The organism is Mesorhizobium sp. M0983, from assembly GCF_040318975.1.
Lineage (GTDB): Bacteria > Pseudomonadota > Alphaproteobacteria > Rhizobiales > Rhizobiaceae > Mesorhizobium.
This window is the reverse complement of record NZ_JAMYNH010000035.1, coordinates 1-26005: the sequence shown is the minus strand read 5'-3', so window position 1 is coordinate 26005 and position 26005 is coordinate 1. Positions and strand designations below refer to the sequence as shown.

Annotated in this window: 25 protein-coding genes and 7 pseudogenes; 21 read left to right on the top strand and 11 right to left on the bottom strand. The window is 59.3% G+C overall.

Annotation, left to right across the window (positions count from 1 at the left end):
• Positions 1-137 precede the first annotated feature (137 nt).
• Together NKH71_RS31235 and NKH71_RS31230 are read left to right on the top strand one after the other, a co-directional pair.
• A complete protein-coding gene (locus NKH71_RS31235; protein ID WP_023722174.1) occupies positions 138-314 on the top strand; it encodes a hypothetical protein in 177 nt (58 codons plus the stop codon).
• Between the two features lie 126 nt (positions 315-440).
• Positions 441-944, top strand: coding sequence for a cupin domain-containing protein (locus tag NKH71_RS31230; protein WP_352592177.1), 504 nt, complete (start codon positions 441-443; stop codon positions 942-944).
• 352 nt (positions 945-1296) lie between these two features.
• On the opposite strand, the pseudogene NKH71_RS31225 reads toward NKH71_RS31230, so the two are convergent.
• Positions 1297-2089 (bottom strand): annotated as a pseudogene (locus NKH71_RS31225) (class I SAM-dependent methyltransferase).
• A 63-nt stretch (positions 2090-2152) separates the two neighbouring features.
• Between NKH71_RS31225 and NKH71_RS31220 the strand changes: the two are divergent.
• From NKH71_RS31220 to istA, 6 genes and pseudogenes are all read left to right on the top strand, one after another.
• A pseudogene (locus tag NKH71_RS31220) lies at positions 2153-2359 on the top strand (hypothetical protein); the annotation flags it as partial.
• A 348-nt stretch (positions 2360-2707) separates the two neighbouring features.
• Positions 2708-2959, top strand: coding sequence for a DUF982 domain-containing protein (locus NKH71_RS31215; RefSeq protein WP_352895993.1), 252 nt, complete (start codon positions 2708-2710; stop codon positions 2957-2959).
• 198 nt (positions 2960-3157) lie between these two features.
• On the top strand, positions 3158-3403 hold the full coding sequence (locus NKH71_RS31210; RefSeq protein ID WP_352496234.1) for a DUF982 domain-containing protein: 246 nt from the start codon (positions 3158-3160) through the stop codon (positions 3401-3403).
• 8 nt (positions 3404-3411) lie between these two features.
• Entirely contained in the window at positions 3412-3657 is a 246-nt protein-coding gene (locus NKH71_RS31205; protein ID WP_352496211.1) for a DUF982 domain-containing protein, read from the top strand.
• Between the two features lie 621 nt (positions 3658-4278).
• Positions 4279-4491 (top strand): annotated as a pseudogene (locus tag NKH71_RS33580) (integrase); the annotation flags it as partial.
• Positions 4492-4631: 140 nt separating this feature from the next.
• Positions 4632-5186 (top strand): annotated as a pseudogene (gene istA, locus NKH71_RS31195) (IS21 family transposase); the annotation flags it as partial.
• Here istA and NKH71_RS31190 read toward each other — a convergent pair.
• Positions 5187-5436 (bottom strand): annotated as a pseudogene (locus NKH71_RS31190) (RES domain-containing protein); the annotation flags it as partial. It lies immediately after the preceding pseudogene.
• Positions 5437-5905: 469 nt separating this feature from the next.
• On the opposite strand from NKH71_RS31190, the pseudogene NKH71_RS31185 reads away from it, so the two are divergent.
• The 6 genes and pseudogenes from NKH71_RS31185 to NKH71_RS31160 all read left to right on the top strand — a co-directional run.
• A pseudogene (locus NKH71_RS31185) lies at positions 5906-6047 on the top strand (nucleotidyltransferase); the annotation flags it as partial.
• Positions 6048-6367: 320 nt separating this feature from the next.
• Positions 6368-7501, top strand: coding sequence for an RHE_PE00001 family protein (locus NKH71_RS31180; RefSeq protein ID WP_352791597.1), 1134 nt, complete (start codon positions 6368-6370; stop codon positions 7499-7501).
• A 90-nt stretch (positions 7502-7591) separates the two neighbouring features.
• Positions 7592-8278, top strand: a complete 687-nt coding sequence (locus NKH71_RS31175; protein ID WP_352496210.1) for an XRE family transcriptional regulator — start codon at positions 7592-7594, stop codon at positions 8276-8278.
• On the top strand, positions 8175-8624 hold the full coding sequence (locus NKH71_RS31170; protein WP_352496209.1) for an RES domain-containing protein: 450 nt from the start codon (positions 8175-8177) through the stop codon (positions 8622-8624). The genes NKH71_RS31175 and NKH71_RS31170 overlap by 104 nt, the downstream gene beginning before the upstream one ends.
• 199 nt (positions 8625-8823) lie before the next feature.
• Entirely contained in the window at positions 8824-10722 is a 1899-nt protein-coding gene (ligD, locus tag NKH71_RS31165) for a DNA ligase D (protein WP_352895990.1), read from the top strand.
• Between the two features lie 103 nt (positions 10723-10825).
• Positions 10826-12487, top strand: coding sequence for a DNA polymerase/3'-5' exonuclease PolX (locus NKH71_RS31160; RefSeq protein WP_352592210.1), 1662 nt, complete (start codon positions 10826-10828; stop codon positions 12485-12487).
• A 21-nt stretch (positions 12488-12508) separates the two neighbouring features.
• Here the strand turns inward: NKH71_RS31160 and NKH71_RS31155 are convergent, their stop codons facing one another.
• Positions 12509-13147: a hypothetical protein gene (locus NKH71_RS31155; RefSeq protein WP_352496206.1), complete on the bottom strand. Its 639-nt coding sequence runs from the start codon at positions 13145-13147 to the stop codon at positions 12509-12511.
• Positions 13148-14549: 1402 nt separating this feature from the next.
• Positions 14550-15059, bottom strand: coding sequence for a ferritin-like domain-containing protein (locus NKH71_RS31150; RefSeq protein WP_352483325.1), 510 nt, complete (start codon positions 15057-15059; stop codon positions 14550-14552).
• A gap of 530 nt (positions 15060-15589) precedes the next feature.
• Here NKH71_RS31150 and NKH71_RS31145 point away from each other — a divergent pair.
• Positions 15590-15808, top strand: coding sequence for a KTSC domain-containing protein (locus NKH71_RS31145; RefSeq protein WP_352496205.1), 219 nt, complete (start codon positions 15590-15592; stop codon positions 15806-15808).
• Positions 15809-16372: 564 nt separating this feature from the next.
• Here NKH71_RS31145 and NKH71_RS31140 read toward each other — a convergent pair.
• Positions 16373-16726, bottom strand: coding sequence for a hypothetical protein (locus tag NKH71_RS31140; protein WP_352496204.1), 354 nt, complete (start codon positions 16724-16726; stop codon positions 16373-16375).
• Positions 16727-16902: 176 nt separating this feature from the next.
• On the opposite strand from NKH71_RS31140, the gene NKH71_RS31135 reads away from it, so the two are divergent.
• On the top strand, positions 16903-17205 hold the full coding sequence (locus tag NKH71_RS31135) for a KOW domain-containing RNA-binding protein (protein WP_352895987.1): 303 nt from the start codon (positions 16903-16905) through the stop codon (positions 17203-17205).
• A 255-nt stretch (positions 17206-17460) separates the two neighbouring features.
• Positions 17461-18229, top strand: a protein-coding gene (locus NKH71_RS31130; RefSeq protein ID WP_352895984.1) for an IS5 family transposase whose coding sequence is annotated in 2 segments (ribosomal slippage) — positions 17461-17649 and positions 17651-18229 — 768 coding nt in all. Because the reading frame shifts where the segments join, the coding sequence is not laid out codon by codon here.
• 99 nt (positions 18230-18328) lie between these two features.
• Here NKH71_RS31130 and NKH71_RS31125 read toward each other — a convergent pair.
• From NKH71_RS31125 to NKH71_RS31110, 4 genes are all read right to left on the bottom strand, one after another.
• A complete protein-coding gene (locus NKH71_RS31125; RefSeq protein ID WP_352895981.1) occupies positions 18329-19378 on the bottom strand; it encodes a YihY/virulence factor BrkB family protein in 1050 nt (349 codons plus the stop codon).
• A 309-nt stretch (positions 19379-19687) separates the two neighbouring features.
• Positions 19688-19990, bottom strand: coding sequence for a hypothetical protein (locus tag NKH71_RS31120; RefSeq protein WP_352895979.1), 303 nt, complete (start codon positions 19988-19990; stop codon positions 19688-19690).
• Complete coding sequence (locus NKH71_RS31115; RefSeq protein WP_352895977.1) at positions 19951-20175, bottom strand: hypothetical protein; 225 nt, start codon at positions 20173-20175, stop codon at positions 19951-19953. Before NKH71_RS31115 ends, NKH71_RS31120 begins: the two co-directional genes overlap by 40 nt.
• Positions 20165-20599 carry a hypothetical protein gene (locus NKH71_RS31110; RefSeq protein WP_352895974.1) on the bottom strand — a complete coding sequence of 145 codons (435 nt, stop codon included), beginning with the start codon at positions 20597-20599 and terminating at the stop codon, positions 20165-20167. The genes NKH71_RS31115 and NKH71_RS31110 overlap by 11 nt, the downstream gene beginning before the upstream one ends.
• Before the next feature lie 477 nt (positions 20600-21076).
• Here NKH71_RS31110 and NKH71_RS31105 point away from each other — a divergent pair, with 477 nt between their 5' ends.
• Complete coding sequence (locus NKH71_RS31105) at positions 21077-21307, top strand: hypothetical protein (RefSeq protein WP_352895971.1); 231 nt, start codon at positions 21077-21079, stop codon at positions 21305-21307.
• Positions 21308-21839: 532 nt separating this feature from the next.
• Here the strand turns inward: NKH71_RS31105 and NKH71_RS31100 are convergent.
• A complete protein-coding gene (locus tag NKH71_RS31100) occupies positions 21840-22073 on the bottom strand; it encodes a helix-turn-helix domain-containing protein (RefSeq protein WP_352895968.1) in 234 nt (77 codons plus the stop codon).
• A 233-nt stretch (positions 22074-22306) separates the two neighbouring features.
• Positions 22307-23341: a LacI family DNA-binding transcriptional regulator gene (locus NKH71_RS31095; RefSeq protein ID WP_352895965.1), complete on the bottom strand. Its 1035-nt coding sequence runs from the start codon at positions 23339-23341 to the stop codon at positions 22307-22309.
• Positions 23342-23530: 189 nt separating this feature from the next.
• On the opposite strand from NKH71_RS31095, the gene NKH71_RS31090 reads away from it, so the two are divergent.
• From NKH71_RS31090 to NKH71_RS31080, 3 genes and pseudogenes are all read left to right on the top strand, one after another.
• Positions 23531-24574, top strand: coding sequence for a sterol desaturase family protein (locus tag NKH71_RS31090; protein ID WP_352792028.1), 1044 nt, complete (start codon positions 23531-23533; stop codon positions 24572-24574).
• 112 nt (positions 24575-24686) lie between these two features.
• Positions 24687-25631, top strand: coding sequence for a sugar ABC transporter substrate-binding protein (locus NKH71_RS31085; RefSeq protein ID WP_502900441.1), 945 nt, complete (start codon positions 24687-24689; stop codon positions 25629-25631).
• Positions 25632-25735: 104 nt separating this feature from the next.
• Positions 25736-26005: pseudogene (locus NKH71_RS31080) on the top strand (ABC transporter permease); the annotation flags it as partial.

The following is a 26005-nucleotide window of genomic DNA, read 5'->3' as shown; positions in this document are numbered from 1 at the left end:
GCCGACAGCATTCACTTCCCTCCTCGTCATGACGAACAGTGTTCGTTCGAATGATGCTATTCCGTTGCCTTGAGCGCAAGTTTTTGGTCAGCCAGCACAGCGCCCCCTCTTAAGCTTGCTGGTGGTCAAGGCCCGCGATGAAACGGCCAATCAAATACGACCCCAAGCGCCACGTGCGCTACGATCCGGACCTGCTGCCCCGCACGGGGCACAGGTACAAGCCAGCCAAACCGGCCCACGATGCCGTATGGTGGCCCAATGTCATCTCGGCAATTGCTATTGCCGGTTTCTTCCTCACGTTCATCTGGAGCTAAGACAATGCTACCTTTTGTGCAGGCAGATGGCTCTCAGGCAGGCCGTGCTCAGCCTTTTGTGCAAGAAGTTCGTACCGCGGGTGCTCATTCCGTAGTTCCTTCGTCCCTGAAATCCTGCAACGACGCGTGCCGCAAGTCGTCCTCGCCGCGCAGATGCTTCACACGGCCAATGACTGGCGGCTGGAGAGTTTCCCGACGCTTGCGCAGGCCCAGGGCGCTGCAAGCCCGACCTCGCTTGCGGCGGAGGTCGCAGGCAAGGTCTGGCTGTTCACGCTCGGACCGAAGGATGGCTCCACGCCCGACGGAACCAAGGTCGTCGAGATCGGGCCCCTTCCTCCGATCAGCGCGAGCGAGCATTTGCTGCGCGTCAACCGCGCCGGTGGAGCGCCCGGCGCCAAGTCGCAAATCCATACACATCCGGGACCGGAGGCCTTCTACGTGCTGGCCGGCAAGCTCGGCCAGAGAACGCCCTACGGCGTGACCTATGCCGAAGCCGGCACAACCATGACCGGACACGGGGCCGACACGCCGATAGAAGTGTTCAGCGCCGGCACAACCGATCTCGATGAGCTGGCCATCTTCGTGCTAGACGCCGACCGGCCGTTCTCGTCGCCGGCCAAGTTCGACTGAGGCGAAATTTCGCGGGGTGGCGCGAATGTTCGTTCGTTGAGCAGGTTCAGCGCCCGCTTTAGGTCAAGATGCAGTTGGCCGATGGCATCGTAATGCTCACGAAACGGCTTGAGGCCAACTTCGCGTCCCGCAGTTCACGCTTCAGTAGCGAAGCCTGCTTTCACCACACGCTAGCAAAGCGCGAGGCAACCAAGAAGCCCGCGCCTCTGGCGGAGAGCGCGGGCCCGATCGGGTTGCGGCCCGATCTGCAGCGGGCAGTGGAGGGAGCGTGCCTAATGGTCACAGGCAATTATTAGAAATCCCTAAAGTTCCACCCTGACTAGAGCGACCGACGCCGGCAGCGCCGAGGAGTTTACTTTGGCTTTGTCGCGCAGATCGCGAAGCGGTGCTGGGTGGCGCGTTCGAGCGCCTTGGGCCAACTCATCTGTTGAGCTTGGGCGTGATGGATCGCAACCAGTTTCCAGACGACGACGGGCTGATCGAACCCGGCTTCGGCCAGCAGGCGCCCTATCTCTTCCGCCCGTGCGCCGCCCGAGAAATAGACACCGGCAAGAATGCTCTGGTGGCGTCTGGCCATGGAGGCGAGGTCATTGTCCACGACCCGCGACTTGCCGGTTGTGAGCTTCTCCCAAAGTTCCCGCAAACTCGTCGCCCAGTTGCGGCTGACAAAATCGCCGTCGATGACCAGCAGCTTGCCGCCGGGCTTCAGCAGCGAGAACCATTCGGCAAACGCGGCCTTTGGCTCCACCAGCGTCCAGACTAGGTGACGAGTGGCGATGACATCGTAGCTCGCCTTGTCCTCGAGCGTCCGCTCGGCGTCCCCTATGATGAAGCGTATACCGGCGCCGCGGTTTTGTGCCTTGGCGCGTGCCTTGGCGAGCATGGCTTCTGAGCAGGTCGAGGTCCGCCACCACAAACCCCAGATCGTGAATCAGATGCGAAATCACGCCCGTCCCACAGGCGAGATCCAACGCCACCCGTCCGACGCCGGGTCCGAGGTGTTTGCTTATGAGCGCATCCCATGCGGCGCGCTCCTGCTCGGAAAAAATCTCGTGACCGACCTGCAGGTCGAAGGTCTCGGCGCGATCGGACCAATGGTCCCGAATTTCGTCGCGCAGCGAATAGTTTGCGTGAGCCGTCATCACCCGAAATGCTCTCCCCCAAAGCGGTACATTGGAATTGCTCTGAAAGATAATTCTTGATTACACCTCCGGTTCGCCGACAAATGCATCGTTATCGCCGAGGGCCGGATGTTCGCCTGCGGCACGCCGGAAGATGTCGTCACGCCGGCGCTCTTGCGTGATGTGTACCGCGTCGAGGCGCGGATCGAGCGCTGCTCGCGGGGCATCGGTCATGTAATGGTGGATGGCGTCGCGGACGAAACGGCAGCAGCTTGGCGGTTCCAACTTCTCTGACGGGGATTGTTAGGGCCTCGCCAGTGGGAAACGCAGGGCGCGCGGGGGGCCTCGCGCGAGCCAGTTATCCGATCACCCGCCCAGATTTTTGTCTCAAACATTCTGGCCCCCTTAAGGAACAAATCCGCTCGAGGTGCAGTTCGGTCCTTTTAAGATGTAGGCCCGAATCTGGTTGAAATCGATAAAGCCAAACAGAAGGTTATTGCCGAAGTTGTGCGGCGGTGGATCACCTCAGAGGTAATCCGCAATTACCTTCGCAACATGCTAAATCTGCCTGTAGAACGGGAGCTGCCGGCTGAGCAAAGGTATTTGCTGGAGGAACTTGATAGGGCCGACAAAGAGTGACGTATGGCTCTCCACTGGTTCAACCCTCCGGTCCCTGTCAGGACCGAGCGTCCCGGGATCATCCGCAACGTCAACAACGCCGAGAAAGCCGGCGAGGAGCTGATAAAGTGGACCAAGCGTGGGCCTTGCTGGGACCTCGCGGTGCGCGTTTGCATGGCCGTGATATTCGACGAGATGGGAGCTGAGGAGGCCCGTAAGGCATTCCTGGCTGCCGATAAGGAGGAGGGGACGTTACTTCCCCCCAACGGCAAATAGCTAAATTCGATTGCAAAGTCAGTCTCTAGCCACGAGGGCCCGCCGCCCGTGAGAAAAGCGACGGGCCCGACAGCGGGTGCATCCACGAAGAATCGACCGCTGCGAGTTCTAAACCCGCGAGGGCCTGCGTTGTTCCCTTATCAGCGGAGGCTGCAACTGGGTTGGTCAGCAGCCTCTTGCCGCTCTAAGTTCATCCTCATGGGTCCCTTCTGGTTCTCTCCACCGGTCTACGTGAAGACGAAACGTCCAGGCATTCGCCATGGGGTCAGCCACGTCGAGGGAGCCGCCGAGGAACTCATGGCGTGGGACACAAAGGGCCCGAGGTGGACCAAGGCTGTCCAATCCTGCGTCGATGCATTCGAGGGCAAATCCTCCCCCCAAGAGGTCCGTGAAGCCTTCGAGGCGGCTGCCAAGGAGGCCAACGTGTATCTCTCCCCTGAGTAGGAGGTATCATGGCAACCCATTGGTTCGTCCCTCCGGTGTTCGTGAAGACTGAAACCGGTGTCAGGCATGGCTGCAACAATGCGAGGGCAGCCCTTGAGCAGCTCAAAACGTGGACCCGGAGAGGACCCTGCTGGCATAAGGCGGTGACGCTGTGCCTGTCAGATCTGGAGGGCGATTCGATTGACCCTCAGGTGGTGCGAAAGGCCTTTGAGGCTGCCGCAAAGGAGGCCAAGATGTATCTCTCCCCTGAGTAGGAGGTGTCGTGGCAACCCATTGGTTCTCCCCTCCAGTGTACGTCAAGACCGACCGACCTACGGGTCTAACAATGTCGAGGGTGCCGCCGAGGAACTCCTGAAGTGGACCAAGATGGGACCTAAGTGGCGGAAGGCTGCACAACTATACATCGACGCGCCGTCGAGGATCGGGCGACTCCGGAGGAGGCCCGTAAGGCCTTCGGGGCTGCTGCTAAGGAGGAGGGGATGTTCGTGCGAAACGTTGGCGAATAGATTCGCTATTTCGGTGCGTTAGCCTACAGTCATGAAGTCGCCAGCCAACTGTTAGGCAGCCGGCGATTGAGAGGGTGTCGTACTCTCGCCTCGTGAGGTGAGATGTTTAAGCGTTACGTCGGCACAAGCGCATTTTATCCGAATGATCTTGCGCTACTCCAACGAGTGTTCGACGAGATATGCGCAGACGGCAACCACGATGCAAGCTCGGGCGACGCTGAGATAATCGCGTCTACGCTATTGCAATTGTTCCAAGACGGAATGACTGACGAAGCGGCCTTGCTCGCTGAGATGCGCTCACGGCAACGCGACTTTATCCGTCATACTGGCTAAGCATCAGGAAGGGGTCTCCCGTGTCCCTGTGCCCCTCGGCTGCGTGATCGCGCACTTTTTGATCTAGCCATCGACAGCAAGCTGCGTGGCTGTGATCTTGTGAAGCTTAGGATCGGCACGTTAGTCGCAGGTCCCGAAATTCGGACTCGCGCGATAGTGTTTCAGCAGAAGACAGGTCGTCCCGTTCAATTTGAGTTTATGGCTGACGCCCGAGCGAGCCTGCTCGCAGGGCTTGAGCGGCATGGGGGGGACAGTCGAAGACTTTAGCTGAGAATCGGCGTGCAAAATTGACCCCATAAGCCGGGGAATCGGCGTCCAATTTTGCCCCCCCCCCCCTGATGCTTTGATTTGCGACCATCGGCTCGTCGTGGCGAGCGGATGGTGTGGGGATGAAGTCGGTGGATACGATTGCCCGGGTTCGGCGCGCCTTCCATGTGAAGGGATGGTCGCTCAAGCGGATTTGCCGCGAGTTGCCTGTGTCGCGGAACACCGTCCGCAAGATTCTCAGATCCAATGAGACATCGTTCTCCTACGAACGCGACCGGCAGCCCAAGCCGAAGATCGGTCCGTGGCAGGATCAGCTCGACGGGTTTTTGAATGGCAACCGTGGCAAGGCGGCGCGCGAGCAACTGACACTGATCCGGATTTACGAAGAGCTTTGCAGTCTCGGCTACGAGGGTGGCTATGACGCCGTCCGCCGCTACGCGAAGAGCTGGGCGAAGGCGCAGGGGTCGGCGACGGCGGACGCCTATGTGCCGCTGTTCTTCGCGCCGGGCGAGGCCTACCAGTTCGACTGGAGCCACGAGATCGTCCTGATCAACGGCGTGACGGTGACCGTGAAGGTCGCCCATGTCCGGCTCTGCCACAGCCGCATGATGTTCGTCAGGGCCTATCCGCGCGAGACGCAGGAGATGGTGTTCGACGCCCATGACAGGGCCTTTGCAAGTCATGTGGGCAAGGGCGGCGGGATCCATCCCTTCAGCTTTCAGGGCGTCCTCATCCCGGCTATCAAATATGCCCTCAATCTCGGCGTCATAGGCAAGCAGGGTGGTCGGCTGAAGGCTGCCGCCTGATTGGCTTCCCTCAGCGCCGTCACCCCCGATAGCGAAGAATAGAGCGCTGGTACGCCCTTTGGATCGAATCGTCCTCGGCGCCGCGGCCCGACAGCGGATGTCGCGCATAGATCGCTTGTATCGGCGGCGCATCGGATGTGCCCCTCCAATGCCATCAGGGGCAATGTCGAAGTGGCGCTTTCGTATCGCTTGGCGATCTGCGCGAATGGCACACGCTGCGCGCCTGGTGCAAAAACTGCTCACATCATGCCGAGGTGAAGGCCGCTGGCCTGGTCCGGCGCTATGGCAAAGATGCGCTGTTCAGCACGGTCGAAAGGGCCCTGTTCTGTACGAGCTGTGACAGAGGCGGCCCGGTCAGGTTGGAGATCCACAAGCTGCCGAGGAACTGAAGCGCTCGCCTAGCGGGGAAGGTGGCCGGCGCCGCTGGGGGGGGCGTTGGGGTAGTTTGCCTGAATAGGCGCCGGCCGGGCGGGTTGGGGTCCGCCGCGGTGGATAGTACCGAACTTGGTGATTCAGGTAATTCCGCGATCATGGAAGACGGCCTACGCGCACCCGTCGGTTTCGCTTTCCTCGTCAACCGTCTTCACTGTGTTAAGGCCCGCTATTCCAAACATTACTGGATCAGTGAGGAAGCGCTCGTCTGGCTGGGAGAACGGACGGCGCTGCACAAGTGCGCTGAACAGATCTGCCGTGGAGCATCTGGCGCGCATGAAGGAAGCCGCAGGTGCCTAGCACGCGAGGGGGAAGTCGCGCGGTCGTCTATGATCTTAACTGCGCAACGACCACGCCGCGGGGCGCCCGGGTTGCGAGTTTGCCGGAGCTTGCGCAACGAGCAGTATACCAGTTGCTGCTTCTGACCTGCGAAGGGATCGCCGCATCGTGGGCTCGGAGGGAGAAAGCAAACGAACTTGGAACTGGGCTGCCTGAGTGTAACGATTAAGTATCGATAAGAGGTCATTATCGATAGTGAAAAAGCCGCCAGAGAAAATCCCCTGCAAGTCAACTTAACAGCCGGATAGCTTGACTAACGCGAATCAGGCATCATGAAAACAATGGCTTACGACATCGGTCTTTTGTCCCTCGACACCCTCATCGCGCCCGTCGCGAAGGCGACCGAGGCTTTGGCGCGGCTTGATGAGCGACTGGCGCGTTCCCCCGTCCGCGACGGTTTTGTCGAGCGCCAGCACTTCGCCGACGCAGCCGCCGCGCTGTGGATCGAGGGCGAGCTCGCCCATCTTGAGGACCTGGTCCTGCACGACGCCCATATGGACATTCGGACGCCGACCCATGAGCTCACCCGGGCCCATGCGGTGCTGCGAACCCGCCGGCGAATTTTTTCGCAGAAGCCGGACTGGGCGCTCAGCCGTGACGGTTTTTTGGCCCTGACCGGCCGGGGTGGCGCCATGTCGGAGGCGGAACAAAAAAACCGGGAAGGGCAGGGGGGTGGAAACAGCGTCGTTGAAGCCGATGTTCGGGACGATATTGAGGACGAGCTTCTGGCTGAGGAGTTTGCCGAGATCGATGCTGTCCTGGCACGCTCGTCGAAGATTCTGAGCGGCGCCGACGTGCCTGCTCGAAGAGAGGAGATGTCACTTCGTCACCGGCCGGAGCCGCAAAACGGCCTGATCTACGATCTTGACTGGAATGAAGAAGAACGGCTGGCCGAATGGCAGGACGTTATCGCGGAAACGCGGGAGTTGCCGGCGGTGTTGCGCGCGGCGATCCTGCTCGAAGCCTGGGCGGACATCGAGGTGCTTCAGCATGGAGTTTGGCTCGGGCCGCTACTTGTTGCCGCGCTGCTGCGGCAGGAAGGCCTTGCCGCCAACCATCTGGCCTGCTTGCATCTCGGTGCCAAAAACATCCCGCGCGAGCGGCGGCGGGCGCGCAACCGGTCGGACCGGTTGCTGGCCTGCCTTTATGCTATCCACGACGCCGCGCTGGTCGGCCTGAAGGAACACGATCGGCTGGTGCTGGCAAAAGGCCAGATGGAGCGAAAACTCCGCGACCGCCGCACCAGCTCCAAACTGTCCGAGGTCGAACTCGTGCTGTCGCGGCCACTCGTCTCGGCAGGCATGATCCAGGAGCGGCTAAAAGTGACAAAACAGGGGGCGCTCAATCTGGTCGGCGAGCTCGGGCTGCGCGAGATGACGGGCAGAGGAAGGTTTCGAGCGTGGGGAATTGTGTAGTCCGCAACGCAAGGTTCTCTCCCTTACGAAGTTATCCAACTTGACGAACTTGCGATCTGTAACCATATTGATGACAGCAGGAGGTTCTTCATGGCCGCTCCAAAACCAAGCAATCATAGCGGGTCCGCGTCGCATGCGGGAGTCGCCACCCTGAGCTTCACCACAAAGCTTCCGGCACAGGCAGACTTCAAGAAGGTATTGCTCGAACGCTATCAGGAAGCGATCGCACGCAGCCGGAAGATCGGCCACCGCGTATCGTTCCGGGTAGAGGTCGATCCGGCGGCTGATGCGCAGACGATCACGCCAGTCGAAGAGCAACCGATCGCTTCAGACGACACCTTTCCCGTCGAGGACACGGGCATGCCCGATGCCGAACTTGAGGCGGCTCTTGCCGGAGCGCGCGCGCGTGGCCGCAAGCGTGTTGCCGAAATTGTCGCCGGCGAGGGCATGCTGAGCGCGGATGCCTTTGCCAAGCTGCTCGGCACATCGCGGGTGACGGTCAACGCCAAGCGGCAAAGCGGGCAGGTGCTCGGGATCGATGGCGCCAAACGCGGTTTCCGCTTTCCTGTCTGGCAACTCGACAAGGACGGTCGTCCCTTCGGCGCATTGCCGGCGCTGCATGCCATGTTGGGCAACAGTGCCTGGGCCGTCTATCGGTTTCTGGCGTCGCGCCATGGCACCCTCGATGGGCGGACGGGCCTTCGAGCCCTTCAGCAAGGTGATGACGCCTCGGTGTTGGCCGCGGCGGAAGGCATGGCCAGGGGCGATTTCGACTGAATGCCCGGCGTTCCACCTCCACCCGATTTCGCAGCCGCAAAGCTCGAAATCGAGACCATACCGCGGGGTCGGACGTTCGGTCGGATCTACTGGAGCACCTATCCTGATCCATTGGGGTACGGGAAGTCGCCGAGCCGGTTCAGCGATCCTCGACGCCGTCTTTACGCCAACCGGTTTTGGCGTTCTTTACCTCGGTGACTCCTTGAAGGTGTGCTTCCTAGAGACCGTGCTCCGCGACCGCCGCGAAGGAATCCTTGACGATCTTCCAATAGAGGAGGTGGAGCTGACCCGACGGCGCTATGCGGATATCGCTGTGGCGGCGTTGAGGGCACGTTCCTGCTCTTGATTATCGCCTGTGAGCTGTGCGCGAAAATCGGGAATGGAAGGGCCGGAGGCAGGAAGCACGGCCTCAGTCCGAGGCGCTAATCAAGCGGGTCGGCAATGATCGCGAAAAGCTCAACACGGTCGGAAGCGAAACTAAAGAAGTAGTCGCGCGTTGGACGGCGGATAACGCTGTTTCGTCTCTGAGTATGGTTTAGGTCAGAGTGGTCAAGCCAACGTTGCGTAAGGCAATCAATGCGTCGAGCGCTAGTCAAGCGAAGTCGCCCGCTCGTGACGAGGTCACTTTAGCGCCGCCCGCTTTCCGGCCGGTCCAGCTCGCAACGCTCGTGGACACGGTCCCTGCCGGCGATCGTTGGATCCATGAGATGAAATACGACGGCTACCGTATTCTCGTTGCCGTCGGCGGTGGCGAGGCGCGAGCCTACACACGATCTGGCCTGGACTGGTCTAGCCGTTTTCCCTCGATCCTCTCCGAGGCTCGCAAGCTCAAGGTGCGCTCCGCCCTGATTGACGGCGAGGCCGCGGTTGTCGATGCGGAAGGAAGATCTAACTTCCAAGCGCTTCAAAATGCATTGAAGGGTGCCCCGGCGACTATCGACTTTTATGCGTTCGATCTGCTGCAGCTCGACGGCGAAGATCTGACAAGGCTTCCTCTTGTTGAGCGCAAGGCGAAGCTGGAGGCGATCTTGCCTGCGAAAGATCCCGTCCTTCGTTACTCCGACCATATCCTCGGCCGCGGAGAAGAGCTGCTCGATCGCTTCTGCGCAGCCGGCCTTGAGGGCGTCATCTCAAAGCTCGCGGATTCGAGTTATGTGGCGGCCCGCGGCGCAAGCTGGCTGAAGATCAAATGCATCAGGCGGCAGGAATTTGTGATTGTCGGCTGGACGCCGTCCGACAAGGTCCGCGCGTTTCGGTCCTTGATCCTTGGCGTTCATGACCGCGGCAAGCTGCGTTACGCCGGGAAAGTCGGCACCGGCTTCGATACCGCTGAACTTCTTCGTCTCTTGAAGATCATGGCGCCGCTTGAGCAGAAGGCCGCCACCGTCGACGCACCACGCGCCGAAGTGCGCGGCGCACACTGGCTCCGTCCGAAACTGGTCGCTGAGATTGCCTTCACCGAAATGACAAATGAAGGGACGTTACGACATCCGAGCTATCTTGGTCTCCGCGAAGACAAGAAGCCGGAGGCGGTCGTGCTCGAGACGGAACGTCATGCAGCCGATCTCGCCGCGTCTGCGACAACCGCCATCGCGATAAGTAACCGTGACCGCGTCATCTATCCGGAGTCCAACATCACCAAGGGACAGCTTGCCGACCATTACGCAGCGGTCGCGGCGATCATGCTTCCTTGGGTTGGCAGCCGGCCGATCAGTCTGGTTCGATGCCCACAGGGCCGCGCGAAGAAGTGCTTCTTCCAAAAACACGACGCCGGCAGCTTTGGCGACAAAGTCCACCACGTCGGCATCACGGAGAAGGACGGGCACGAGGAACCATATCTCTATGTCGACGATGCCGACGGACTCATGACTTGCGTCCAGATGGGAACGATCGAGCTGCATGGATGGGGGGCTCGGATCGAGGATGTCGAAAAGGCCGACCGCCTCGTGTTCGACCTCGACCCCGATGAAGGCCTCGATTTTGAGGCCGTCCGCGCCGCTGCCTTTCAGTTCCGCGCTATCCTTAAATCGCTGGGGCTTACGACTTTCCCGATGTTGACGGGAGGCAAAGGAGTGCACGTCATCGCGCCGCTCACCCCTGGCGCCGAGTGGCCAGAGGTGAAGGACTTTGCGTCTCGCCTGGCGCAGGCGGTCGCCCGGAGCGATCCGGCCCATTTCACGGCCGTGTTGTCAAAGACGCGCCGCAAGGGTCGCATCTTTGTGGACTATCTACGCAATCAGCGCGGGGCGACCGCGATCATGCCCTACAGCGCGAGATCACGTCCGGGCGCTCCTGTCGCGGCACCGATCACGTGGGCGGAGATGAAGACAATAGATGCGCCCTCTCATTTCCACGTGGGCGATGCTCCTGAATTAAAGAAACGCGCAGCCTCCAAAGCTCTGGCTGGATGGGGTCGCGCTGACCAATCCTTGCCCAATCTGTAGCGTACGTGAAGAGGCAGTAAAGCCGGGATTTAAAGGGCAACGCGGCGCTCATGGCCTTGCCTGATTGGAACCTGCGGAGATCGGCCTCCGTTTGGCTGAAGCCATGGCAAAAATCAATCCGAGGACCGTCGCCAGTCTTTTGAGGGAATACGCACAACGGGCGTCTATGCGCGGCGACAATCCCTATCGCATAAAGGCGTACTTGCGCGCGGCAGACAGTCTGACGGCGCTGTCGCAGCCGCTTGATCGGATCATCGCCGCCGGCGCCCTCACCAAGATCCCGGGGATCGGTGAAGCGATCGCAGACATCGTGACCAAGCTTTACCAAACCGGCACGCACCCAAGCCTTGAGAAGCTGCGCGAGGATGTTCCAGCGGGCGTGATGGAGCTGTTTGCCATACCCGGGCTTCGTCCCGATAAGATACTGAAGCTTCATCAGGCGCTCGGCGTGAACTCGCTGGCGGAGCTCGAGGCCGCAGCAAGAGAAGACCGCATACGCCCAGTCAAAGGCCTCGGCGCCGCGCTTCAGACAAAGCTCCTGCAGAACCTGGCCATCGTGCGAAGCGGCGAAACGCAACTTCACCTGCACAAGGCCGCCGCTCTTCTCGAACATGCGGTCATATCAGTGAAGCAAGAGCATCCAGAGTTTTCGCGCGTCGAAATTGCAGGCGACTTCCGGCGCGGTTGCGAGCTCGTTTCCGATTTCGCCCTGGTAGCGCAGGCCAGAAAATCGACTGGAATCGAGGATACGACCCTGAGGCTTGTTGTCACGGACAGGAAGCACTTTGGCGCGCGCATGCTCGAGGCAACCGGTTCGGCAGACCACCTCGAGCAACTGAAGACGTTCGCGGCCGACAAGGGGTTCACCCTAAATGCCGACGGGCTTCATCGCGGGAGAAAGCTGATCGCGTCAGCGACAGAAGAAGAAATCTACCAAGCTCTAGACTTGCAGTTTATCGAACCTGAATTGCGCGAAGGCAGGGACGAGATTGAGCGAGCGGCAAAGCAGAAGCTACCCGCCCTCATTCGGGATGAAGATCTGCATGGCATCCTGCATTCTCACACGACCGCATCCGATGGCACCGAAACGCTTGAGGCAATGGCTGAAGCCACGCGCAAGCGCGGTTTCGAATACTATGGTGTCGCCGATCATTCGCAGTCCGCTCACTACGCAGGCGGCCTTTCGTTGCAGGAGATTGCTGAACAGCACCGCGAAGCTGACCGGCTGAACAAGGCATACAATGGAAAATTTCGCATACTGAAGGGCATCGAGGCGGACATCCTGGCGGATGGCTCGCTCGATTACCCGAATCATATCTTGGAGCAGTTCGATTTCGTCGTCGCGAGCGTGCACAGCCGCTTCAAGTTGCCCAAGAAGGAACAGACGGAGCGTATCATTGAGGCGATCGGAAATCCTCGGACGACAATCCTCGGGCACATGACCGGTCGCCAGCTGTTGCGCCGGCCCGGTTATGATCTCGACGTCGACAAAGTCCTCAAAGCGTGTGCAAAACACGGCGTCGCTGTCGAAATCAACGCACATCCTTGGCGACTCGACCTCGACTGGCGCTGGCATCAAAAGGCACTCGATCAGGGCTGCATCTTCAGCATCAATCCGGACGCTCACTCGATCCGCGAGCTCGACCACATGCATTGGGGGGTCGAGATGGCGCGCAAGGGCGGTGTCCCTGCGAAGCGGGTCCTGAACGCGATGCGTTTGACGGCCCTCCTTGCGCATCTCGCACGGCGCAGGCAAACGTCCTAACCTGCTTGTGCGCCCGGCCTATCAGCGCAGGAGTCCGTCATTCTCAAAATCTTCCCAGCCGCGCAAACTGGAGTGCGAGTTCTCATCGGGGCCATAGCCAACTGAAGCTGCAGTTCCGCGGCCGCTTCTTTGAGCACGTTTCATAGCGGCCTTCCCCGCGGCTCGCCGCCTATTCTCTGCAGCTGTCGCTGCGTCCTGTTCGCGCCAGACCGTAACCAGGTCGCGGTCAAGCACATCCTCCACGTGCTGCGGGTCGAACACGTGAAAGGTGATGTTCCTTGCCCGCCCGCGGAGTTTCACCGTTTTCGTCCCGGCGCTCTGCAAGCGACCATCTTTCAGCCAGCGGTGCCGTTCGGCCGTCGAGATCGTCAGAATGTCCTCGATTTCACGGGGGATTACGGGCAGGTCTTCGATATTCTGCAGTGCATTGGATACGATCCCGAATACCACCTGCACATCATTCTCGGTGCCCTCAGACAGGCGCAGGGTAAGCACGCGGGACTCGATATGGAGCAGTTTCCTGAACTCCGTTGGAAGGCGGGCGCGTATTTCAAGGAAAATACCCCTCGCTCTGACGGACGATCCAAGCGTTGCAGCCGGGGTTAAAGGCCACTCTCCAATCAGTTTCGCTGTTGCATTGATTTTTCGGCGTGTGGACATGCCCCTTTATATAGGTCACCGATTGTCGGCAGCGATGAGCCGATCGCAAAGCCAGCAGAGTTCTAATCCGCCAGCGGTCTGAACCATGATGCCCAAAGGCGCAACCACGATTGTTAGCGGGGCCGCTGATTGTCGTCGCCTTGCGCTTACCGACAATTGTGCTTCACCCGTTCCGGGCTTCCTTGTGGGTGCCGGGACCAACATGTGATCTCCATAATGCGTAAGAGCCGGAGGCCCATCGCCGGCGACAAGGCGATCATTGCAGAGAAAGGTTACGATCGATCGGATGCCCGCGGCCTTCACCCGAAATGTTGCTGGGCGCCTCCTTCGACAGCGCGCCCATGCGAGACGTCCTGGCCGGGCGCGCCGCCTGTTGAGAGCGACGATCGCGAATGCGCGAACGGCTGGACGGCAGGTGAAGCGGGGTCGCGATAGGCGCATATCGGACTTGCTAGCCGTCGAACTCCGGCTTATCCGTTCGTCCGCCCATTATCCGGCTGGACAGCGCCGCGCCCTTGGGCTGTTCAAAGTGCGCTTGCATCTTCCCTACGCCGACAAGCGTGGCCGTTGTATCGCCGTAGTGTCAACCCGCTGAAGTCCGGCGGTGCTTTCTCAGCCGAGTGATCGCCGACTTGTCGACCGTGATCACCCCGCCGCAGTCAATCCGCACAGTGAGTTTGTTTGCTCCGCGATCGATGCGGGTGACGTCCCCAACAAGAACCACTCGGTCTCCGGCCCGGACTTTTGGGTGGCGGATCAATCGTATAAGGATGGTCATACGAGGGAATGCTCACCCTGGCGCGCTCATCGCCAACCTCAAATTCGCGAGGCATGTTAACGTGCAGCATGGTCTTCCTCCCGATGCTTTCCCTAATTGACGCTTTGCTAAATTAATGCCCGGCCAACCAGGTTGGTTGTTTGCAATCGACTTCGTACGGTTCCGCACAGTTCCAAGCTGGTATGCACTCCCAGTTGGCCTCGGATCGGTATTGTGTGCGTCAAATTCTGCAGAAATGGTTTGACAGTCAGCGATGACCTTGGCGCGCCCCGTCCAGCCACGTGTTAGCGGAGCGGCGGACTTCCTCTCGGTCCGGCGATGGCCACAAACGAGGAGCGTGGAGCTGAAATCGATCTTTCGCCTTCAGGTACGTCGTTCCGGTAAATTCGAAGAATGCCGACGCCGGAAGCAGGTATCGAGCGCGCTTTGATGCTACGGCAACGCCTACAAGCAATTTTCGCTATGTTCCCTTGGCGGCAATGATCGATGGGCATCCTCGATCGTTGCCGTCCGCCGCCGCTCCTATTCAGTTCCAAGCCGCGGAGCTCGCTCGTCGACATCGGAGCCGGTGTTAACCAGCTTCCGCGCCGATCCCTCACTTCAAGATCGCTACGTTCCCACCGATCACCGCTTGGCGCTGTCGCTGTCCGCTTCGGCCCGCGCAAGGAACTGCTCGGTCGTTGAGGCAAGATGGGTTTTCAGCCAATCCGCCATCGCGACTTCCTCTCGCAGGTTCTCTTCGCAAGCCCGAAGAACCTCGGTTTCGCCGAGCGATCGAGCAGCGGCAATCAGGATCGTGTAGGAGGCGATTTCCATGTGCTCGAACGTGTAGCTCGCCAGCGATCCTTTCATCACCTCGTCTCCAGCGAAGACGCCGCTCAGCGATTGCGCCATCGCCGTCAGCTTGCCGCCAGCATCCTTCATCGTGGATGAACCCTCGTCCATCTGATCGAGACAAGTCTTCAGCCGGGCAGCCTGCTGCTTAGTCTCGTCGAGGTGCTGTCGGATTCGGTCGCTCAGTTCGGGATAATTCTCGATACGACTCAACTGCCCGTTCAACATCGTCTCTGCCTGCTCTTCCATGGCATGAGCGTCTCTAAGCCATTGGACAAACCATTCCCGACTTTCTGACATTTCGAATCTCCTTTGCTACTTAAGGAAAAACTTTCGGAAGAAGACATTGTTCCGGAGCAAAGCCCGCCGAACGGCCCTTGACAGTCCCAGAGGATCAGCGACGTAGCGGATCTCAATTCACCTCACGAAGATCCTCAGCAATGCGGGTGAAGGCCAAGATGGCGGAAGATCGGCGCAAGGAAAACGGGCCATGGACGCGAGACGCGCCGATCAACCACACCTGCTCGCCGCTGCGCGTTCCATTACAAGGTCCAACTGGCACTGGCCCGCCTCCTCGCCATCCCACGCGGCGACGTATTGAAGCGCCCCGCATGGCATACCGCGACCGCCGTCTGTCGTCCCGGGCAAGTAAGAACGGCAAGCAGATGAAACTCCCAGCGCTCGGCGAAGCTGAAGCGGTTTCTTGAGGAGGCGCTGATCGCGGCCGCTGGCGCTCCGCATTGAGCCTCGTGCCTCACCGCACCATCACGTTCGCAAGGAACGCGACGGCCTCTCCGCTCGTTGATTGCTTTTCGAATCGAGCCGCCGTCATGCCCTCCATATCGATACGCAAAACGGAATACGATCCCGACAGAAGAATCCTCTCGGTCTGGTTCGTGGCCAGCGGTAAGCGGTGCGAGTTTGAGGGGGTACCGCCGGAAACTTTTGCCGCTTTCCGGGCGGCATTCGCCAAGGGCCGCTATTTCAACGACCATATCCGCAACAATTTCCGCTACCATCTGGTTGCGACCCATAGCGACCCGGGATGACCTGACCTGCCGGTGTCTCAATCGTCCTGTCGCTCCAACCGGCGGTTGGTGGACGCGTCGCCGCTGTTGCCCTAAGTTCGCTTTCGGTCCGCGCGCACCTCGCAAAGCCCACCCCCGAAGTCCCTGCCTGGTGCAAAGGCGCTTGATCGGTCCCGCCGCCCTGGCAGTGTGCGGCGGGATTTTTTGCGCTCCAGGTGGAACACCGGGGTGCGGGCAAGGTTCGGTGCACGCAGTACATCCTCCATACGATATTGCTGCACGATCGGCTGACTCCGATCCGGCCCGCGTCTCCTCAATCCAGAGACGCGGGCTTTTGGCGAATGTCTGTGGATCAGCGCGCCATCAGGTCTGTTCAGCGCTAGAGTAGAGGCGATCGCGTATCTATCTGACCGAAAGCAAACAGAAGCGAGGCGTGCCCCACTGAAAGCACAAGCAAGCGCAAAGGTTCATAGACTGATGCTCGGCTGGCGGCAACTTGCTCGCCAGCCGAGTTGAGTTCACGCGGTGGTCGGGGGAGACTGGCCAGCCACACGCTGGTGATTCCAACCTGTGCCGATGTGCCAATCAGCAACCTTCGTCCGTCTTTTTCACCTGGCCTGGCGCGGCGGTGTTGGCGGTCGTGTCCTGCTGACCTGGCGCAGCCTGCTGAGCGCTGCCAGTCTGCTGGCCGGGCGCGCAGTCTCTGGCCGAGTTCGGATTTGTGGTGCCGCTGGTGGTGGTCGTGTCGGTGCCCTGATCGCCGGACATGTTGGTCCCGCTGCTCGTCGTGCCGGTGCCCTGACCCGTCGTACTGGGCATGGTTGTCGTGGTCGAGGTTCCGCTCGTCGAGGTTCCGCTCGAAGTTCCGCTGGTCGTCTGGGCAAAGGAAAGCCCGGCCGACAGCGCCAGGACGGCCGAAGCCAAAAGGATGCGTTTCATCTTCCTTCTCCTGTCTGAATGCGCGGGATGCGCCTGGCAAATCGAACAGGCAGACAGAAGGAGTGTTCCCCGATGAAGTTCAACTTTTGTAACTCTGGTCGTAGGTCAGCCTTAGGATGGCCGGCGTATACTAGAAGTCTCTTGAAGAAGACACTGCCCGCACCAGAATCCATGGCATGGCTCGGAGAATAGGCATTGGTGACCAGGTGTCGATTACTGCCACGGTTCGAAGGCGGATAACAGAGGACCGCGTAAGCGTCTCGATCCCAGGTTACGACTTCCCACATTCCATCATCGACCACATCAAGGTGAACCGAGGCCAGCAAATCGACCTGAAAGGCGAGGTCACTCGCATCGACGAGGACACCGTGACGATCGACCTCGGGCCGCTGGTCACGGTCGACCGTGACAAGGTCCGGCTAATGGAGAAATATCGGCCGCCAAAACGACGAAAGGCACTTGTCGTTGCCCCGGATTAGAACCGACAACATCGCGACAGGCTATGAGGGCAGGCCGCATGACGGGCGATGCCTATCGCGAGCTCTCGAGTTCCCTTGCCATCGACGAGGGTGCTGGCGGCTGAAACCCAATGGCACTGCAATTCCGAGGTGAAGACTTCGTGGCTGCGGCACTCCCAAAATGGCCACCTGTGAATTGATCAAATACGTCCGCTAAGAGGTCGATTGTCGACTGGCGGCTTTCCTATTGCAGCGGAATCTGATTCCAGACTCTGCATGAGCCGATATGACCTGACCGACTTCGAATGGCACGTGATCGAACCACTTTTGCCCAAAAGGCCACGAGGGGTGCCGCGTGTCGATGATCGGCGCGTGCTAAACGGCATCTTCTGGGTGCTGCGATCCGGTGCGCCTTGGCGGGATGTACCAGAGCGGTACGGTCCACGCACCACCTGTTACAATCGGCTTCGTCCGATGGCGGAAAGCAGGTGTGTGGGACCGCCTCGTGGACGCAATCACCAAAGGCCATGACGGCAAGGTGCAGATGATCGACACCTCTATTGTTCGCGTCCATCAGCAGGGCGCGACGGCAAAAAAGGGGGGTCGAGATCATTGTCTCGGTCGTTCCCGAGGCGGGCTGACAACCAAAATCCATGCTCTTGTCGACGCCAAAGGCATGCCGATCAAATTGATGCTCACGGCAGGTCAGATGAGTGATATTGCCTCGGCAGCGGACCTGATCACGGATTTGCCGGAGGGTGCCATGCTGCTCGCTGACAAGGGCTATGATGCCAACGCCTTGCGTAATGCGGTCAGCGAGCGAAAGGCATGGGCCAACATCCCGCCCAAGGCCAACCGCAAGGACCCGATTTGCTTCAGCCCCTTCTTGTATAAGGACCGCAACTTGGTTGAGCGCTTCTTCAACAAAGCCAAGCAGTTCCGCCGCATCGCAACCCGCTACGACAAGTTGGCTGAGAACTATCTTACCGCGCTCAAACTCGTCGCAATCCGCATCTGGCTACGCGGTAATGAGTCTACGTCCTAATCTCGCATCGCTCGATAAGCTTATTCGAAAGATGACGGCCATCTAGCACCGCCATTGGCGCCAAGCGAAGTTGCGCGGAGATCCAAAGTGATCTGCGCGCTAAGTGTTGCGCTCGCTCGAACGCGACTGCTGGTCGGCCGCATCGGCCGATTCGCCCAGCGTGTCGGCGACCGTGGCACCTCGCGCACCCATCGGCTGCTGCGCATCTGTGGTGGTGTCCTTCGCTGTCTGATGCTCCATCTCGGAATTCAGCTCCGCACCTACAACCAGGATAATCACGGAGATCCAGGTCCACATCATCAAGCCGATGACTGCCCCAAGGGCTCCATACGTCGCGTTGTAGTTGGCGAAGTTTTCAAGATAATAGGAGAATCCTATCGAAACTGCGACCCAGACCACAGCCGCGAGGAAGGCGCCCCATGTCGCCCATTGCCACTTTGCCCTTTCGCGGCTGGGGCCGTAGCGGTAAATCAGCGTGATCCCGACGCCGACCATGATCAGCATCATCGGCCACCGAAGGATCCGCACAAGGGCTTCGGTCCAGCCGCCGAGGTTCAGCAGCGCAAGCATGGCTGGCACAATCCCCACCGAGACGATAAAGCCGATACCAATGAGGATGGCGCCAAGTGTGAAGCCCAACGCCAGGAGATTCAGGTGGATAAAACCGCGCTTTTCACTCTCCTCGTAGGCGATGTTCATGGCTTCGAATAGCGTCTTTATGCCGTTACTAGCGCTCCACAGCGCGACGGCAAGGCCGAAGATGAAGCCGAAGCTGAGCGCGCCAGTCTTCTGAGCGGCTAAAGACGCAAGCTGAGATCTGATAATATCCAGACCTCCCGAAGGCAGTACGCCGCCAAGGAACGCAATGTGCTCAGCGATGGTCTGAGGATCGGCGACGAAACCGTAGATCGACACAAAGGCGGCAAGCGCTGGAAAGAGGGCAAGAAGCAGATAGAATGCGGCCCCGGCCGCGATCAGCATAACACGGTCCTCGGTTACCTCAGCAAAGACCCGCCACAGCACGTCCTTCCAGCCGCGGCCGGGAATCTCTGACGGCCATTCGGCATTGCGTCCGCGGCCCTCCCGTTCGGCCCGCCGCTCAAGTTGCACTTTATCTTCGTAAGCGTCCTCGGTTGTTTTCTTCGACATGGCTGTCGGTCCGGACCATCTTCTTCGCGGGGCAAACGTATAATAGCGCCAAAGGATGCAGGTGCAGACCTGCGCTCACAAATAAACATCCGCCGGCTGCAGAAACACTGCGCCATCCTCATGCGACGAGTTCATTTAATCGCGACACCGCCTGCCCAGGACGCTCAGTGGCTTGTTCGAGCGACCAATGAGAATAGCCAGCTTCCACCATCTCGGCTATTCGCGGTAGTCGGCTGAAACAGCATCGTCGGCTCTGCAGGGAGGCGGCGGTCGTAGAACTGCCAAAGCGCGAAATATCGGCTTGCCCGACTAGCTTTGCGCCTTCAGCAGACGCTCTAGCGTTGAGAAGTCCCTCATGTCGCGGTAGGGGGTCAGGTCAAGATCCTTCGGGATCTTCTTGAGCTTCTCTTCGGAGATCGGTTTCTCGTTCTTTTTGTTGACGGCCTGGTAAGCGGACCAGCCAACACCCGCCGCCTTCACCGCATCGCGTTCGGCCCGAAGGGCGATTTGATGCGCGTGCAGATAATGAAGCCCGAGTTCGTCTAGGAGGGCCTTTTCAACGATCTCGTGCGTTAGCAGAAATGGGGCAAGCCGAACTTGGCCGATTTCCAATCCATAGTGCGCGGCATATGGCGATCGATATAAATCGTCTTGCCATCTTTGCTGTAGCCGGCAATGTAGGGGATGTCGAAATCGTGAACGATCTGCACCCGACGGTGCAGCGCCCGCACAACATCGCCCAGTACAGCATCGTTGACGTCTTCGGAAACGTGGCGGACTTCGTCTTCAAGGTTCATTTTTCCACACTGAGAGTAGCGGGGCTTTGCTCCCATAGACCGGATCCTTCCGTGGACGGCCAATCTTGCGTATCGTTTCTAGTGCCCGAAACCCTGCCGGTTCCGCTCGCAACTCCAAGCACCTCATGTCTGCGCGAATGGTAATGAACGTAGTGGTAGATGCCGTCCCGCCAGCTGTCACGCCAACCATTGGCCTCGGAAGCTCTTCCAGCACGGCCGCGGAGTCGAATTGCTCCATCGGCTTCACCGCCCCACAATAGATCATAAATGGCCAGCACGGGTGGTTCGGCACGAGGCCATCATCCTTGAACCGAAACTCAAGTGGCTTCTTTACCTTCACCAGTTCGGCGAGTTCTTGCTTTCTCGGTCGCGCAATACCCGACGCCTGCTCGGCAGCTTTCTTCACGCTCTCAGGAATACCCACGCCGAATCCTTGCGCTGGATGAGACAGTATAGAACAGAGCGGTGGGGAACGCCTCCGCTCTGGCTCAACTCAACCAGCGGCACCGCACTTTGGTCGTTTTGCCGGACGGCCGCGGTCAAGCTGCGGCCGCGAGCTGACCAATAAGGGTTTAATTATTTGGATATCCGAGTTCAGCGGCCATGGCGCTCCTCTCTCGGAGTCGGAGCATCATCGGTTTGCTGGCGATCTCTTGCTCGGCGCGCGGCACGTGCCTTCGAGGCAGGCAAGGCGTGTTGAGATAATCCGCTTCGTGAGCCTCACCGTAGTGCTGGAGAATCTTCGCGTCCTCTGTATCCTCCGCAGGCAGCAACGGCTCGGATGCGCGCACCGCACCTCATGGATCTTGGTCGACGTCCCCCTACGATCCAACAGCAGAAGCAGAGGAGTCATCGCCCCGTCCGATTTGCTAGCGATCGCGACAACTCGCTGAACATCCGCATGGCTGTCAACGCGAACATTGAAGAGTATTCGGGCTCCAGATTTATCGGCGCAGTCGCCTGCTACGGAATCGAAGCTGGCCGCTGGAAAATCTGCAGCTTGGACAATCATCTCGATCAAAAACCGTTTCAAGTTGATCTTGTCCGGCTTTTCCAGAGCGGCATGAACGACGAGACGATGCTGCTCATTGCTGCGCGGGCACGCCATCAGGATCTGAAACGGACAGGTTGATCGAACAGAGCCGTTGGCCCTTCGGCTGCTTACTCGCTTTCGCCTTTCGAAAGCCGCGGTTTCCGGTTTCGGCCCAATATCAGTCGTGATCGCAGGCGGGGGCGTGAAATCGACGTTGCATTGAGGGCAGGGAAGGGCGCATTTCTCTCCCCAATAATACCCTCGCAGGACAACTGGCTACTTTCCGTCGCGCGCCAGTTTGACGTGCGCGACAGAGATGCTCTAGTCACGCGTTCCAAAGTCAATTTTGATTGAGGCGTGACACAGCGTAATCCAGCATGGCCGACGGGTATGGAGCGGGATCATTATGCGTCAACACACCAAGGGCGGAATCATCAGATTTATCAAATGCTTGTGTGCCAACCTTGGAGGGCAGGGGTCGTTAACTGGGGTATGTGCCGAGTGACCACTTGTGATCTTCCACGCTCGGGAATGGTCGCATTTGCTCAGTATCCTGACGTCCCGATCAACCACGGATTCCGAACACTCATCTTTTCTCGCTAGTGCTCGGGACGGCTGAACGGCCTCTCTACTACTCTGGTGGAGACGCCTTTTCGAGCGGTAGTTTGCGTGCGGGCCTGCAGATAACGAGGATCGATTTGTCCCAGCGATCCAACTCGCCGCTCGGGTAGAGGATTGCTTTGCCGATTTTGAGGAACGATGGCCCGATCCGCATGCAACGCCAGTTGCGAAGAGTCCCTTCGCTCAGCTGTCCGCGGTAGCGAGCGATGACTTCTTCAGGGGTGAGGTAGTTCGGGTCAGGCATGGGTTTTATAGGTAGCAGAGTTGTGCAACAGCTTGTTGCACCCGCGGCCCCATCGGATCGAGACCGAAGGAGAATGCCGGCGCCGTCACCGCGGACTGATCGTCGTGACCCGAAGCCGCCATTGAACGGCCTAGGCGATGATGGACGTTGAGGTCGGCTTGCGCGTGAGCTGAAAACGGACATTCCTATGGGTCGCAGAACGCCCGACGGGCGACCCCTAGCTGACATTTGCCTTAGATATTTTCCGGCGTGACTATTTCGAAAGGAATTGATCGCTGAAGGGTGGCGAACGGTGCTTGTGGTCCAATGACATCAATCATGGTTTGGACAAGAAGGGCCGAGGTTGCGTCGAGCGGATGACAGAGAGCTGCAGTGATCAACCCTTCAGACAGTCCCTTTCGGGTTTCGGGTCCAATATCACGGCAAACCAGCTTGATCCCCGAACGCTGCTCGAGAGTTGCCTCCCTTAGCGCACGGAGGACGCCGGTTATTCCGCCGCCGACGATCAGAATGCCCACAAGGTCGTCAGTCGCCTTCAGCAACTCGGCCACCATGCGGTACGCCTCACTCGATTCCTCATGGGTCGGACGACTTTCCTCCACTATCAGCCGCGGAGCATGCTCGCGCAAATAGGACCGGAAGCTGGCGTCTGCGACGTCCTGGCATTGATACCGGTGGTTCCCTATGAACACCGCGATGCGACCAGGGCCATGTGTGGTCTGGGTGATCAGGAAGGCTGCGGTGCGCCCCAGCTTCCAGTTGTCTGTGCCTACATACGCCGCCCGTTCCGGCGCTGATTGGTCGGTAATGTAAGAGATGACGGGTTTCCCGATCTCCTTCAGAGAACGGATGGCCTGGCCAATGATCGGATGATCTGCGGCGACTACAGCGACAGCGTCGCACGACTCGCCGAGCGCGACGAGGCGGCTCGAGATAGTCTCCGGTGTAAGCAGATCCACAAAGTCGATAACCGGCTCGATCACCTCGTCCCGGCGATCGCGACAGGCGGCAACGATTTTCTTGCCGAACAGCTGGTAGAGATCGCGAGTGGACTGCTGCAGCAGGAACCCCAATCGGTATTGTGGCGATAGCTGACGGGCCCGGTTGTCAATCGCACCGATGCCGTAAAATCCTATTTCCGCCGCAGCGCTTTGAACGCGTTGAACAGTTTTCGGGCGCACGGAAACGGTCCCATTCAGAATTCTGTTTACGGTCGCTGTGGATACGCCTGCGGCGATAGCGAGATCGCGAATTGTCGGCCGAGTCATGAACCTCACCTTCGTTTGTATCATGATGATTGAGCTTAAATGATACAAATATCATTTTGATATTATTTTCGACTACTACAAATATCAACCCTCCGATATGAAATGTGCCAGCTAGGGTGTGATCGGATGATGGCTCCCGGCGGCTAGATCCACGCTCAAGACTGATCCGGGCACGGAGGTGCTGTTACGATGGATGACCTTCAGTATGGGACACGCGACAAGCGCGGCAATTGGGCGCCGCACCGCCGCGCCGAACCGGCGCCGTTGTGGCATCGTCCGTTCAATGCAAGAAAGGTCATCGCCTGGCTCCCTGAATTTTTTTGGCCGTGGAATGCTTTCCACATCGCCACATCGCTCCTCTGGGTGAATTTTCTCATCCCGAACTGGCAGAGCCTGGCAAGCTTGTCGCTGCTCAACTATTTTTGGCTTTACGGTCTGAACGCCGCCGGCATTTTCCTGTTTTATGGCTTCTTCGAACTGCGCTTCTACGTTCATCGTCGGCAGGGCACGCGCTTCAAATACAATGCCAAATTTCCATCTGATGTGCCGTCCGACGTTTTCTGGTTCCAGCGCCAGAACCTAGACAATTTCCTGCGGTCCTTCTTTGTCACCATCCCGCTGTGGACGGTGGTCGAGATCGTGATGCTGTGGGTCTACGCCAACAGCTGGGCGGTCTGGCTGCCCTGGACGACCAATTGGCTCTACTTGTCTTTCTTGGTGCTGCTCGCGCCGTTTGTTCACGAGGTTTATTTCTTTCTGCTGCACCGCGCGATCCACTGGCCACCTGTCTATAAGTGGGTCCATTCGGTTCACCACAATTCGATCAATCCCAGCCCATGGTCGTCTCTTTCCATGCACCCCGTGGAAGGCTTCCTGTATCACGCCGAGGCGTGGCTGCACCTGCTGATCCCATCCAACCCGGTCTGCGCCTATTTCACGCTGCACGGCGCCGGCTTTGGCGCGGTCAACGGTCATCTTGGCTTCGAAACGTTTGAACTGACCGACAAGTTGAATCTCGATAGCCATTCTTATGTGCATTACCTGCACCACAAGTACTTCGAGGTGAACTACGGCGGAGACGGTCTCGTGCCGCTCGATAAGCTGTTCGGTACCTGGCACGACGGTAGCAAGGAGGCCGACGACGCGATGAAGGCGCGCTTCCTCAAAAAGAAGGAGAAGCTACGCGCCAAACAGCAAGCCCGTGGCGCAGGCTCGGGTATGCCGGCGGAGTGACGGAGAGGCATCAGCGCCTATGAGGAGAGGGCGCGGGGCAGCAGAACTTAATTGAACACCTGCAGGGCGGGTGAAACCTGGGAGGACTACTGTGAAGCTTTTAAAGACACTCATATCGGCAACGGTTTTGACTGCATTCAGCACCGGGGTGACACTTGCCGCCAACATCTTCGTGATCGGCGGCAAGCCGGACGATCCGTTTTGGTCGATCGTCAAGCGGGGTGCCGAAGACGCCGGCAAGGTGGTCGAGGCCCAGGGCGGTAAGGTCACCTGGCTCGGTCCCCAGAACTATGACAATCTGGGTGTGGACGCTGCCGAGCTGATCCGGCAGGCAATCGACCAGAAAGCCGATGCCATTGTCGGTCCGGACTGGGTGCCAGAAGCAATGGATCCTGCGTTCAAGGCCGTCAAGGATGCCGGCATTCCGCTGGTCATCTACAATGCTGGCGGGTTGAAGGCGGCCGATCGCCTCGGCGCGCTGAACTACGTCGGCTCTGACGACTACAAGGGTGGCGTCGCGGGCGGCGAGTACCTGGCCAAAGCCGGCAGCAAGAAAGGCGTCTGCATTAACACCCTCCCGGGTGCAGCCAATATCGAAGCTTATTGTGGTGGCTTCAAAGAGGGGATGAAGAATGGCGGCGGCGAGGCCGACGTGTTGCCCTTGCCCGCCACGTCGTTCGGTTCAGCTACAGCTGTCGCGCAGGCTGTGAAGGCTTATTTGCTGCAGCACTCGGACGTGACCGCCGTGTTCACCATCGGTAACGTTGACGCCAATTCCGCCATGAACGGCCTCACCCAGGCCGGAAAAAGTGATAAGGTTCGTCTATGCGGCATCAACTTCGACGAGACCATCCTGAACAACATCAAGGATGGGAAACAGGCCTGCGCGATTGATCAGCAAGGCTACCTGCAGGGCTACCTCGCCGTGGCGATCCTGAACGGCAATGTAAACTACGGCCTCACCGTGCCCACTCGTGAGATTCTGACTGGACCCGGCATCATCGACAAGGCTTCCGTCGATGCAACCATCGCCGGCGTGAAGGCCGGGACGCGATAGCCCCTTTTCACTGATGGCCGCCCTCGCTTGAAACGCGGGCGGCCATTCCTCCCTTCTCTGCGGCGGCTCCATCGTGGCCGGCCGCTTGCTCGCGGATTACCCTAATGGCACATCCCGTGACGTCCACATTAACCCCGGTGCCGAACCGCACGCGGTCCCGACTAGCCCTCGGCCGGCTGGCGCGTCGACCAGAGTCGGGCTCGTTCCTCGGCCTGGTCGCAGTTCTGCTTTTCTTTGGCCTGTTCGGGGGAAGTGCCTTCATGTCGGCAGCCGGCCAGCTGGTTGAACATCGCGTCTGAGATCGGGATCATCGCGCTGCCGATAGGGTTGCTGATGATCGCCGGGGAACTCGACATCTCGGTCGGTGCCGTGAT